Genomic DNA, 12,077 nt, shown 5'->3' with positions numbered 1-12,077 from the left:
AGAGCAGACTAGAACTTGTTCCTACTTTGCGTCCAATCGGGGCGGTCGACCCAGTTCATGGGCCGCCGGCTCACTCCTCGAGCGACAGCGCCGACTTGGGGCAGTTGGCGACGACCTGACGCAGCTCGTCGACACGGTCGGCGGGAACTTCCTCCTGCAGGATGACCAGGTAGTCGTTGTCGTCGAGGTCAAACACGTCGGGGGCCATGCCGACGCAGATGGCATTGGACTCACAGAGATCGAAGTCGGCTTTGATACGCATTTGACGACCTTCCCGCTCGGGCCCCGCCCGATTGACGGGGCACTACCCAACACGCTAGAACGTGTTATAGAGGCGCGCCACACCGACCCGTATGTCGGCGTGTGTTGCATCACCATCCATCGTCTCACGGGTTCGAATCAACTGGGAGCTTCACATGCGCATCGCGTACACCGACGAACAACAGGCGCTGCGCCAAGAGCTACGCGCCTACTTCGAGAAGCTGATGACGCCCGAACGCCGCGAGGCCATGGCTTCGGACAGCGGCGAATACGGCGAAGGCAATACCTACCGGGAGATCGTCCGCGATCTCGGCCGGGACGGCTGGCTGGCCCTGGGCTGGCCCGAGCAGTACGGCGGCCAGGCCCGACCGATGATGGATCAGCTGATCTTCACGGACGAGGCGGCCATCGCCGGCGTGCCGGTGCCGTTCCTGACGATCAACTCGGTCGCGCCGACGATCATGCATTTCGGCACCGAGGAGCAGAAGCAGAAGTTCCTGCCGGGTATCGCAGCCGGCGAGATCCACTTCTCGATCGGCTACTCCGAGCCGGGCGCCGGCACCGACCTCGCGTCGCTGCGCACCTCGGCGGTCCCAGACGGCGACGACTTCGTCATCAACGGCCAGAAGATGTGGACGTCGCTGATCAAGTACGCCGACTACATCTGGCTCGCCGTGCGCACCGACCCGGAGGCCAAGAAGCACAAGGGCATCTCGATGCTGATCGTGCCGACCTCCTCGGAGGGCTTCAGCTACACCGAAGTGCACACCATGTCCGGTGTCGACACCAGCGCCACCTACTACCAGGATGTGCGCGTGCCGTCGTCGGCTCTGGTCGGCGGCCTCAACGGCGGCTGGCCGCTGGTCACCAACCAGCTCAACAACGAGCGCGTGGCGCTGTGCAGCGCGGCGCCGATCCAGACCGCACTGCGCGAGACCATCGAATGGGCGCAGAACACCAAGGACGCCCGCGGCCAGCGCGTCATCGACGCCGAGTGGGTGCAGCTGAACCTGGCCAAGGTGCATGCCAAGGTCGAATTCCTCAAGCTCATCAACTGGAAGATCGCGTCGGAGGCGGCGGGCTCGTCCCCCACTCCGGCCGACGCGTCGGCGACCAAGGTGTTCGGCACCGAGTTCGCCACCGAGGCCTACCGGTTGCTGATGGAGGTCGTCGGCCCGACCGCGACCCTGCGCCGCGGCGCCCCCGGCTCGCATCTGGCCGGTCGGCTGGAGCGGTTCCACCGGTCCTCACTGATCCTGACCTTCGGCGGCGGCACCAACGAGGTGCAGCGCGACATCATCGCCATGATGGCGCTCGGCCAGCCCCCGGCCGCCCGGTAATCGCGCCCCTCTTCACTCAAAAGGACTGACTCTCATGGACTTCTCTCTCACCGAAGAGGCCACCGCGCTCGCCGGACTGGCCCGCGACATCGCCGGCAAGCTGGTGACCACCGACCGCCTGCTCGAACTCGAGAAGGCGCCACGCGTCTTCGATGACGCCCTCTGGGCGCAGCTGGCCGGATCCGGCCTGCTGGGCATCGAGATCGCCGAGGCCCACGGCGGCAGCGAGCTGGGCGTGGTGGAGAACTGCGCCGTCGCCGAAGAACTCGGCCGCGCGCTCGCCCGAGTCCCGTTCGGCGCCACCGCAATCGTCGCCGCACCGGCCATCGCCCGATTCGGCAGCGATGCCCAGAAGGGCGAGTGGCTCCCGGACATCGGCACCGGCGCCAAAGTGTTCGCGGTCGCCGTCGATGAAGACCTGAACGACGACCCGCACAACCCGGCCACCACCGCCCGGCCCGTCGACGGCGGCTGGCGGCTGGACGGCACCAAGGTGGAGGTCGCCTACGCCGACGTCGCCGACGGCCTGCTGGTCAGCGCCCACGGCCCGGACGGCCCGCGGGTGTTCATCGTGCTGCCCGGCGACGCCGGCGTCACCATCACCCCGACCCGGGTGACCGGCCTGACCTCGGCAGCGACGGTCGAGCTGTCCGGTGTGTCCCTGGATGATTCGCGGATCCTCGGCGGTGCCGAGACCAACGGCTTCGTGGTCGATCGCCTGACGCTCGCGCTCTGCGCCGACCAGACCGGTGTCCTCGAGCAGGCCCTCGCGCTGACCGCGACCTACGGTCGCGAACGCGAGCAGTTCGGCAAGAAGATCGGTTCGTTCCAGGCTGTGGCGCAGCGGCTGGCAGACGGCTACATCGATGTCCGCGGACTCAAACTGACCACGCTGCAGGCCGCCTGGCTGCTCGGCGAAAACGGCAGCGCGGACAAGGAACTGGCGACTGCCAAGTTCTGGGCCGCCGACGCCGGCCATCGGGTCGCGCACACCACCGTGCATGTGCACGGCGGCGTCGGTATCGACACCGACCATCCGGTGCACCGATACTTCCTGGCCGCCAAGCAGAACGAGTTCAGCCTCGGCTCCGGCACCGCGCACCTGCGGCGTCTGGGCGCCCAGCTCGCCGCCGAACCCGCCTGATCACGGTGTCGCGCACCACCGTCTCGCAGCTGCTGGCGCCGCTGGCCGACGTCGACGACCGGGGACTGTACTTCGAGGACGACTTCGTCAGCTGGCGAGAACACCTGCGGCTCTCGGCCGTTCGCGGGGCGGCGGTGGCCGCGCGTCTCGACGTCGACCGCCCGCCGCACGTGGCGGTGCTGCTCGGCAACATCCCCGAGTTCAGCTATCTGCTCGCGGCCGCCGCGATGGAGTCGCTGGTGCTCGTCGGACTCAACCCGACCCGCCGCGGCGCGGCCCTGACGGCCGACATGGCCACCGCCGACTGCCAGTTGGTGATCGTCGAGGATGCCACGGCCGACCTGCTCGACGGCGTCACCGGCGTCGATGTGCTGAACGTCGACTCACCGGAATGGCAGGCCGCGCTCGATCACAACTCCGATGCGCCGGTGCGGTTTCCGGACACCGACCCACGACAGCTGTTCACCCTCATCTTCACCTCCGGCACCAGCGGCGACCCGAAGGCCGTGCAGTGCGATCACGCCAAGTTCGCGGCGGCCGGTGAGATGCTCTCGCAGCGGTTCGGGCTCGGTCCGGCCGACACCGCATTCCTGGCGATGCCGATGTTCCACTCGAACGCGCTGATCGCCGGTTGGGTGGTGGCAGTCGCCGCCGGGGCGTCGATCGCGTTGCGCCGCAAGTTCTCCGCGTCCGGCTGGCTGCCGGATATCCGCAAGTACAACGCCACCTACGCGAACTACGTCGGCAAGCCGCTCGCCTACATCCTGGCGACTCCCGAGCAGCCCGACGACGCCGACAATCCGCTGAAGATCATGTACGGCAACGAGGCGGCCCCCGGCGATCTGTCCGCGATGGCCCGGCGGTTCGGTATCCGCATCGTCGACGGTTTCGGCTCCACCGAAGGCGGCGTGGCCATCACCCGCACCCCGGACACCCCGGATGAGGCGCTGGGTCCGCTGGTGGCGCCCAACGCGATCCTCGACATTGAGACCGGGGAGCCCTGCCCGATCGCCGAATTCGACGCGGACGGCCGGCTGCTCAACGAGTCGGCCGCGGTCGGAGAGCTCGTGAACACCGGCGGCGCGGGCGCTTTCACGGGCTACTACAACAATCCGGAGGCGGACGCCGAGCGGATGCGCGGCGGCATGTACCACTCCGGCGATCTCGGATACGTCGATGCCGACGGCTATGTCTACTTCGCCGGCCGACTGGGCGACTGGGTTCGCGTCGACGGCGAGAACATGGGCACCGGGCCGATCGAGCGGATTCTCATGCGGCACGACGGAATCCGGTTGTCCGCCGTCTACGGCGTCCGCGCCGAGGTCGGCGACGACCTGGTGGCATCGCTCGTCGCTGACGGCCTGACACCCGATGATCTCGCCGACTTCCTTGCCGCGCAGCCGGACCTGGGCCCCAAGCAGTGGCCGAAGTTCGTGCGCGTCGCCGACGATCTACCGCGCACGGAGACCTTCAAGGTGCTCAAGCGCGTCCTGAAGGCCGAGGGCGCCGGCGGTCCGGGCTGGTGGCAGCTCACTGCAGATCGACGCTACGTTCCCGCGTAGCACCGATCCGGCCAGGCAGCGCGGCACCCCGGCGGCGATCGCGGTGCGGTAGAAATAGTCATGCCACCAGAACCTCTGGGGCTGGCAGCGATGGCTGAGGCCGGTCCCGACCTGCTCGCGACCGATCACGACGAAACCCTCGCTCACGTCTTCATCGGGTCTCGCGCGACCGGTGGAATCGATCCACGACTGCTGCCGACGGGCGAGGACACGCGGGGCACGTACTACAACGAATTCCCCAACGGCCCCTACGTCCTGGTGGTGCGGGAGAAGCTCGCCGTCGTGCAGCCGAGCGGCGACGAAAAACACTGGACGAGTTCCGGTTTCGCGCGGCAGCACTACTGGGGCAATCACGACGATTTCGCCATTCACGCCATCATCGAGGGCAAGTGGCGCCGATTCGGCCTGGATTCCATGAAACACCGGATGCCGGACGTGCGGGCGCTGGCCGCGGCACTCGGCGTCCCGGTCGTCGTGACCCGGATTCTGACCATGTGCGACATGTACTGACGCGGGCTGGATTCAAGAGTTGCTCAAACCGTGCTCATAGCGAGGTCCGGCGGACGATACGTTCACGGCCCCTCGCTATGAGCACGGTTTGAGTAACGGCGACTACCGCAGCGTCCGCTCCAGGCGCTCGACGGCCGCCGTGTACTCCGAGACGAGACCGTTGATCAGGTCCTCGACCGGCGTGATCGCGTTCATCCGACCCACGATCTGACCGGCCGGCATCGCGACGACCTCAGGATCGTCGGACGCCGAGATGCGCGCATGCGCCTCGCCGACCAACAGATTCTGCAGCGGCATCGGCAACGCCTCAGGCGCTCCGGCGGCCTCCCAGGCCTGCGTCCACTTGGTCTTGAGCAGCCGCGCCGGCTTGCCCGAGTAGATCCGGGTGCGCACGGTGTCCCGCGACGTCGCGTTCAGCAGCGCCTGCTGCACGGTCGACGGACCGGCACCACGGTGGCCCAGCTGGTACTCCTGCGCGGTCAGCCAGTAGGTGCCCATCCAGACACCGGCCGCACCCATCGCGAGCGCCGCGGCGATCTGCCGGCCGCTGCCGACACCGCCGGCGGCTAGCACCTCGGCGCTCTCGCCGCTGGTGGTCTTCACGCCGCTGATGGCATCGACGATCTCCGGCCAGAGCACCACCGAGGTGACCTCGCCGGTGTGGCCGCCGCCCTCGTGGCCCTGCGCGATCACCAGGTCGACGCCTGCCGAAACATGGCTCAGGGCATGCTCTTTGGCGCCGGCCAGCGCCGCGACCTGCACACCGTGCTGGTGCGACTTGGCGATTACATCTTCCGGCGGCGAGCCGAGAGCGTTGGCGATCAGCTTGATCTGCCCGTACTTGTCGGCATGCTCCATGGCGACGTCGACATGCGACCGGGCCACCGAATGCAGCCAACCGAGCACGCCGGTGTTCATCCGGCTGCCGTCCGGAAGCGGCGGCACGCCAAGGTCTTCCAGTGTCCGCTCGACGAAGGCCCGATGCTCCGGCGGGATCATCGCGTCGAGGTCGACCTTGCTGCCCTCGGTCGGGATCTTGGCCGGCATGACGATGTCGACACCGAACGGCTTGCCGTCGGTGTTCTGATGCATCCATTCGAGGACCCCATCGAGCTCCTCGGCCTCATTGAAGCGGACGCAGCCCAGCACGCCGAGGCCGCCGGCGCGGCTGATGGCGGCGGCAACATGCTCGGACGGGGTGAAGCCGAAGATCGGGTACTCGATCCCGAAGCGTTCGGTCAGAACGGTTTTCACGTTTTCTCCTAGTTCAATTCTTCATCTGCCGGGCGGGCTTCGGTGATTTCCTTGCCCCAGCGGTAGTCGGGCTTGCCGGCCGGCGAGCGCTTGATCTCGTCGACGAACCACACGCTGCGCGGGCACTTGTAGCCGGCGATGTCCTTGCGTGCGACCTCGTTGATCTCGGCGAGCGGCGGCTTGAGTCCGTCCCGGGTGGCGATCACCGCGGCCACGCGGCTGCCCCAGCGCTCGTCCGGAACACCGACGACCACGGTGTCGAAAACGTCGTCATGCATCTTCAGCGCGGCCTCGACCTCTTCCGGGTAGATCTTCTCACCGCCGGAGTTGATGGACACCGATCCGCGGCCGAGCATCGTGACGGTGCCGTCCTCCTCCACTCGGGCGAAGTCGCCGGGGATGGAGTACCGCACGCCGTTGATCTCCTTGAAGGTCTTGGCGCTCTTCTCCGGATCGTTGTAGTAGCGCAGCGGGATGTGGCCCGACCGCGCGAGCATGCCGACATCGGGCGACCCCGGCTCGATGATCGAGCCGTCCTCGCGCAGCACGACCGTCGACGAGTCGATCTTGACTCGCGGTCCGCCCGTGTGGGTTTCGCCCTTGGACGCGGTGCCGAGCCCGCCGAAGCCGGTCTCGGACGAACCGATCGCGTCGACCAGGATCAGGTTCGGCATCTTCTCCAGGAACTGGTCCTTGACGCTCGGCGAGAACAGCGCGGCCGACGACGCCACCGAGAACACGGTCGACACGTCGTACTCCTTCTCCAGGAGCGCATCGATCATCGGCCGGCCCATGGCGTCGCCGGTGATGAAGATGACGTTGACGCCATGGCGCTCAACGATTTCCCACGTTCCGTGCCCGCTGAACTCCGGGTAGATGATGGCCTTGCCGCCCGCGAACAGCGCCTGGAACACCGCCCACTGCGAGCCGCCGTGAATGAACGGCGGGATCGGGAAGCGCACCAGCTGGCCGGCCTCGGCACCCTGCTTGGCGAGCACCCACTCGTCGGCCAGCGGGGTCCCCGTGTACCAGTCGATGCCGCCGCCGAGGACGCGCCAGACATCCTCCTGCCGCCAGACGACGCCCTTGGGCAGCCCCGTGGTGCCGCCCGTGTAGAGCATGTAGAGGTCGTCGCCGGAGCGCTCTTCGATGTCGCGGGTGCGCGAGCTGCCGGCGATCGCATCCTCGAAGGCGATGGCATCGAAGGTGACCTCGACGTCCGAGCCGTCCTCGATCACGATCGCCTTCGTCAGCTTCGGTGCCTTGGGCAGCACGTTGGCGACCTTCTCCGCGTAGCGGCGCTCGAAGAAGAGCACCTTCATGTCGGAGTTGGTGAAGATGTGCTCCAACTCGGCCTCGACGTAGCGGAAGTTGACGTTCACCATCACCGCGCGGGCCTTGAAGATCGCGACCATCGACTCGACCGATTCGATGGTGTTCCGGCTGTAGAGACCGACCGTCTCCCCCGGTGCGACACCGAGCTCGCGCAGCTTGTTGGCCAGCGCGTTCGCCCGCTCATCGAGCTCCTGATACGTCTCACTGCGGCCGTCGGTCTCCAGCGCGGTGCGGTCGGGCACCAGATCGACGGCATGCTCGATGAGGTCTGCAATGTTGAAGGCCATGGGCATAAATTAGAACGTGTTACCGTTTTGATCAACCGTCTCATTGGCGGTCCTTTGAGACCCACATCACGCCAACACGGCAGTCAAGAGAGGCACTCATGCCACACGCCCTGATCGAGAAGCGCGGCCACGTCCTGATCGTCACGCTGAACCGTCCGGAGGCGCGTAACGCGCTGTCGAGCGAGATGCTCGCGATCATGAACGAGGCCTGGGATCAGGTCGACAGCGATCCCGAGATCCGCGTCGCCGTCCTCACCGGGGCCGGCGGCTACTTCTGCGCGGGCGCCGACCTGAAGGCGATGAACTCCTCGGCCCCCGGCAAGGACGTCGGAAACGAGAAGAGCCGCAACGCACTTGACGCGCTCCTCAAGGGCCGCCGGCTGAACAAGCCGCTGATCGCGGCCGTCGAGGGCCCGGCGATCGCCGGCGGCACCGAGATCCTGCAGGCGACCGACATCCGGGTGGCCGGCGAGAGCGCGAAGTTCGGCGTGTCCGAAGCCCGTTGGGGCCTGTTCCCCCTGGGCGGCAGCGCCGTTCGGCTCGTGCGGCAGATTCCGTACACCATCGCCGCCGACATCCTGCTGACCGGTCGCCACATCAGCGCCGCGGAGGCCCTCGAGTACGGTCTCGTCGGCTACGTCGTCCCGGACGGCGGAGCACTGGAGAAGGCGCTCGAGATCGCCGACCAGATCGCCAAGAACGGGCCGCTCGCCGTGCAGAACATCCTCAAGACCATCCGCGACACCGAGGGTATGGCCGAGAAGGACGCCTTCGGCGTCGAGATGCCGCTCGGAATGCAGGTCTTCATGTCCAAGGACGCGAAGATCGGCCCGAAGGCGTTCGCGGAGAAGAAGACCCCCGAATTCACCGGCGAGTAGTCGCGCCGGCTCAGACACCCACCAGACGGTCGCCGTCGAGCGTCTCGACAGCGGCCGACTGCGGCGGCCGACCACTGGCTGCGGCGACCGCGACCGCGGTCCCGAAACCGACCGTGACCACCGCCAGCGACGGGATACTCGCGCTATCGGCGATCTCCAGGAAGCCGATGACCGCGGCCATCGAGACCGCAAATCCCGCGGTCGTCATCACGACGCCGAGCCCGAGGTCCCCCGACAGGTTCGCGAGCCGCCGGTCGGCCCGACCGTGACGGTCCGCCAGCATCGCCCCCACCGCGAGCCCCAACGCCAGCGCGACGCAATGGCCCCAGGCGGTGAACGACGGTGCGGCCACCAGTGCGATCGCGACGAGCCCGATCCACGCCGTCGTCCAGATCGCGCCGTACCGACGTGGCATCTCGTATGCCAGCGCGCCGATCACCGCCGCCAGGCCGTAGCTGATGCCGACGTCGGCGGCGTTGTCGACCGAGCTCGACAACAACCCGAGGTGGGTTCCGGCGACGAGGCCCACGAACACGATGAGCGTCGCGCCGACATGACCGGCCACGAAGATTCCGAGCAGTTTGCGTGAGCCCCACAGCAATTCGCCGGCCGCCAGGGCCGCACCGACCAGCGGGAGCAGTACCCAGGCGTGGTCATCATCGAGGACGAAGGCGCTGGTGATCAGCGTCGACAGTCGGCCCGAGGTGAGGTTGTCGACGTTGGTGCTGGCGACGGCGACGATCCGATCGAGAAACACCGGGCTGGCGTAGGTCCACACCACCTGCATGAGCGTGAGGACCGCCAGGAAGACGCCGGTGACGGGCGTCCGCATCACGAACCTCCGGACGGTCCCGAGGGACAGCGCCGGGACTTGCGGTGCAGCGGCTGTGTTCATGACTTCATGACACGCGCCCAATCCGGGAGCGCCATCGGCGAACGCTGGGAGTTCCCTGGGAGCCGCAGCCGATCGATGTCGGACCGCAATGCGAACATATGTTCGTGTCCGGCTCTCATCGTCGCAGGATCGCCACGCGTGCCGACGCGTCGATCATGCATGCCGACCTGGACTCCTTCTATGCCTCGGTCGAGCAACGTGACAACCCTGGCCTGCGCGGCCGACCGGTCGCTGTCGGCGGCGGGGTGGTGCTCGCGGCCAGCTATGAGGCGAAGGCGTGCGGGGTGCGGACACCGATGCCCGGCCGCAAGGCCCAGGCCCTGTGCCCCGATCTGATCTTCGTGCGGCCGCGGATGTCCGCCTACTCGGATGCGTCCGCCGCCGTGTTCGAGATCTTCCGCGACACCACGCCGTGGGTCGAGGGCATCAGCGTCGATGAGGCCTTCCTGGACGTCCGCGGGCTCAGCCGCCTGGTCGGCCCGCCGGCGCAGATCGCGACCACGTTGCGGCAGCGGGTCGCCCGCGAGGTCGGACTGCCGATCAGCGTCGGCATCGCCCGCAGCAAGTTCCTCGCCAAGGTGGCCAGCGCGGTCTCCAAACCCGATGGGCTGCTGGAGGTTCCGCCCGACCGCGAACTCCGCTTCCTCCATCCGCTGCCGGTCGAGCGACTGTGGGGCGTCGGCGCGGTGACCGCCGGCAAGCTGCACGACGGCGGCATCACTCATGTCGGCCAACTGGCGCGGCTACCGGAGCGACAGCTGGCGACCCTCGTCGGTCCCGGCACCGCCCGGCATCTGCACGCGCTCGCCTGGGCGCAGGATCCACGGCGGGTCGAGACCGGTCGCCGACGGAAATCGATTGGTGCCCAACGGGCCATCGGCTGGGGACCGAATCGCGACGGCATCCACCCCGAGGGCACCGCCGAAGAATCGCTGCTGCTCCTGGTCGATCGGGTCACCGGTCGCATGCGCGCCGCGGGACGGGTCGGCCGCACCGTCACGCTGCGTCTGCGGTTCACCGATTTCGGCCGGGCGACTCGGTCGGCCACCATGGCCCGCCCCACCGCGGACACCGCGACGATCGGCGACACCGCCCTCGACTTGCTCTCGTCCGTTCGACCGCTCATCGCCGAACGCGGCGTCACCCTGGTCGGCGTGGCCGTCTCGAACTTCCCCGGTTCGGGCGGCGATCAGCCCGAGCTCCCCTTCGGCGACGAGCCCGACCGACATGCGCTCGATGCCGCAATGGATCAGGTCCGCGACCGGTTCGGCGGCAAATCACTCACCCGCGGCGTCCACCTCGGCCGCGATCCCGGGCTGCATGTCCCGCTGCTGCCCGACTGACGTCAGGCGCGGCGCCAGACCAACTTCTCGTGCAGCTTCCGACTGCGCCAGCCGGCTGCGCCACCTAGACGACCGTCAGGCGCGGCGCCAGACCAACTGCTCGTGCAGCTTCCGACTGCGCCAGCCGGCCGGGGTCCGCACCATCTCGTGGTGGTACACGCCGCCGCATTCGAACATGCGCTCCTCGCCGTCCACCAGATAGACCATGGGATTGATGAAATACGCTGCGACCGTGGCACTGTCGCCGTCCAACCGGACATCCAGCTGACCCAGCTGATGCTGCCGGCGAATGAACATCGGCAGCGTCTCGGCCAACCATTTCTTGATCTCCGGAAAGCGGCCGACCTGCCCGCCCGACTCGGAATAGTCGATCTCAGCGTCCTCGGTGAATACCGTGTCGAGCCGATCCCAGTCGTCGGTGTCGATCGCGACCGTGTAGCTGGTCAGAACGTCCGCGATCGCGAGACGATCGGCGAGAACAGCAGCATCCATCAACAACCCCTGATTCGTTCGGTTCGGTCGATCACGCGGTTCCGGTCGCGGCGGCGAGCAATTCCGCGGCGCCCGGCGGCCGGGCATGGTCGGGCAGGCCCAGCATCATCCCGACGAATGCGTTGACGCAGGCGCTGACGACGTCTTCCTGCGACACCTCGACGGGATCGGCATCGGCCTCGATCCACTCGTCGCACATCTCGCGCGTGAAGACGATCCAGCCGTGCACGCACATCCGCAGCAGCGGCGCCGGCGTCCCCTCCGGGACCAGGACGGACAGGATCCGGTCCTCCTGCATCCGATTGCCCTCGGCCAGCATCTCCTGCACCTCGGGGTCGCCGGAGAGACTGCCCCGATGGATCGCCCGGACGCCGTGTCGATTCTTGCGGGCATGGTTGAGGAACGCGTCCAGGCCGTTGCGCAATTGGTCCAACGGTGGCAGCGACGGGTCCGGCGCGGTCAGCTCCTGGACGCGCTGGCTCTCCCGAACCAGCAACTGCCCGAAGAACTCTCGCTTGTTCGGAAAGTAGTGATAGAGCAGCCCTCGCGACACGTCGGCCAACTCGGCCACCCGCTCGATGTGCACGTCCTCATACGGCTGCGTCGCGAACAGCTCAGCCCCGAGGTCGAGCAGCTGCTGACGCCGTTCATCGGGACGCATACGAACACGGGTTGCCACGGAACAAATGCTACTTGACACCAAGCCAGTAGAACGCCAGGCTGAATTACTGAACGTGAGTCAAATAGCCGCCGCTCTGCGGCCCGCTCGGCAGGAG

At 67.6% G+C, this 12,077-nt stretch carries 12 protein-coding genes; 6 read left to right on the top strand and 6 right to left on the bottom strand.

Going from position 1 to position 12,077, the window contains the following annotated elements; all coding sequences use genetic code 11:
* Window positions 1–70: 70 nt before the first annotated feature.
* Entirely contained in the window at window positions 71–262 is a 192-nt protein-coding gene (locus G341_RS0106690; protein ID WP_018178343.1) for a ferredoxin, read from the bottom strand.
* A gap of 154 nt (window positions 263–416) precedes the next feature.
* Here G341_RS0106690 and G341_RS0106685 point away from each other — a divergent pair, with 154 nt between their 5' ends.
* Genes G341_RS0106685 through G341_RS0106670 form a run of 4 tightly spaced genes read left to right on the top strand, consistent with a single transcriptional unit; the run spans window position 417 to window position 4,817 of the window.
* Window positions 417–1,601: an acyl-CoA dehydrogenase family protein gene (locus G341_RS0106685; protein WP_018178342.1), complete on the top strand. Its 1,185-nt coding sequence runs from the start codon at window positions 417–419 to the stop codon at window positions 1,599–1,601.
* A 34-nt stretch (window positions 1,602–1,635) separates the two neighbouring features.
* Window positions 1,636–2,745: an acyl-CoA dehydrogenase family protein gene (locus G341_RS0106680; RefSeq protein WP_018178341.1), complete on the top strand. Its 1,110-nt coding sequence runs from the start codon at window positions 1,636–1,638 to the stop codon at window positions 2,743–2,745.
* Between the two features lie 5 nt (window positions 2,746–2,750).
* Window positions 2,751–4,307 (top strand): long-chain-fatty-acid--CoA ligase, encoded by a 1,557-nt coding sequence (locus G341_RS0106675; protein ID WP_018178340.1) that lies wholly within the window; start codon window positions 2,751–2,753, stop codon window positions 4,305–4,307.
* Window positions 4,308–4,367: 60 nt separating this feature from the next.
* Window positions 4,368–4,817 carry a hypothetical protein gene (locus G341_RS0106670; RefSeq protein WP_155826818.1) on the top strand — a complete coding sequence of 150 codons (450 nt, stop codon included), beginning with the start codon at window positions 4,368–4,370 and terminating at the stop codon, window positions 4,815–4,817.
* Between the two features lie 102 nt (window positions 4,818–4,919).
* Here G341_RS0106670 and G341_RS0106665 read toward each other — a convergent pair whose 3' ends face one another.
* Together G341_RS0106665 and G341_RS0106660 are read right to left on the bottom strand one after the other, a co-directional pair.
* The gene (locus tag G341_RS0106665) at window positions 4,920–6,071 is read right to left on the bottom strand and encodes an NAD(P)H-dependent flavin oxidoreductase (RefSeq protein WP_018178338.1); all 1,152 of its coding nucleotides are present in this window, start codon (window positions 6,069–6,071) and stop codon (window positions 4,920–4,922) included.
* Window positions 6,072–6,079: 8 nt separating this feature from the next.
* Window positions 6,080–7,693 (bottom strand): acyl-CoA synthetase, encoded by a 1,614-nt coding sequence (locus G341_RS0106660; RefSeq protein WP_018178337.1) that lies wholly within the window; start codon window positions 7,691–7,693, stop codon window positions 6,080–6,082.
* Window positions 7,694–7,791: 98 nt separating this feature from the next.
* Between G341_RS0106660 and G341_RS0106655 the strand changes: the two genes are divergently transcribed.
* The gene (locus tag G341_RS0106655) at window positions 7,792–8,571 is read left to right on the top strand and encodes a crotonase/enoyl-CoA hydratase family protein (RefSeq protein ID WP_018178336.1); all 780 of its coding nucleotides are present in this window, start codon (window positions 7,792–7,794) and stop codon (window positions 8,569–8,571) included.
* 10 nt (window positions 8,572–8,581) lie between these two features.
* Here the strand turns inward: G341_RS0106655 and G341_RS21265 are convergent, their stop codons facing one another.
* Entirely contained in the window at window positions 8,582–9,466 is an 885-nt protein-coding gene (locus G341_RS21265; RefSeq protein ID WP_018178335.1) for a rhomboid-like protein, read from the bottom strand.
* 98 nt (window positions 9,467–9,564) lie between these two features.
* Between G341_RS21265 and dinB the strand changes: the two genes are divergently transcribed.
* Window positions 9,565–10,809, top strand: a complete 1,245-nt coding sequence (dinB, locus tag G341_RS0106645; protein WP_018178334.1) for a DNA polymerase IV — start codon at window positions 9,565–9,567, stop codon at window positions 10,807–10,809.
* Between the two features lie 75 nt (window positions 10,810–10,884).
* Here dinB and G341_RS0106640 read toward each other — a convergent pair whose 3' ends face one another.
* Entirely contained in the window at window positions 10,885–11,301 is a 417-nt protein-coding gene (locus G341_RS0106640; RefSeq protein WP_018178333.1) for a nuclear transport factor 2 family protein, read from the bottom strand.
* Window positions 11,302–11,332: 31 nt separating this feature from the next.
* A complete protein-coding gene (locus tag G341_RS21260; RefSeq protein WP_155826817.1) occupies window positions 11,333–11,980 on the bottom strand; it encodes a TetR/AcrR family transcriptional regulator in 648 nt (215 codons plus the stop codon).
* Window positions 11,981–12,077 lie beyond the last annotated feature (97 nt).

The sequence above is a fragment of the Jongsikchunia kroppenstedtii DSM 45133 genome (assembly GCF_000380485.1).
GTDB classification, from domain to species: Bacteria; Actinomycetota; Actinomycetes; order Mycobacteriales; family Mycobacteriaceae; genus Jongsikchunia; species Jongsikchunia kroppenstedtii.
This window is presented reverse-complemented; position numbering and strand designations above follow the sequence as displayed.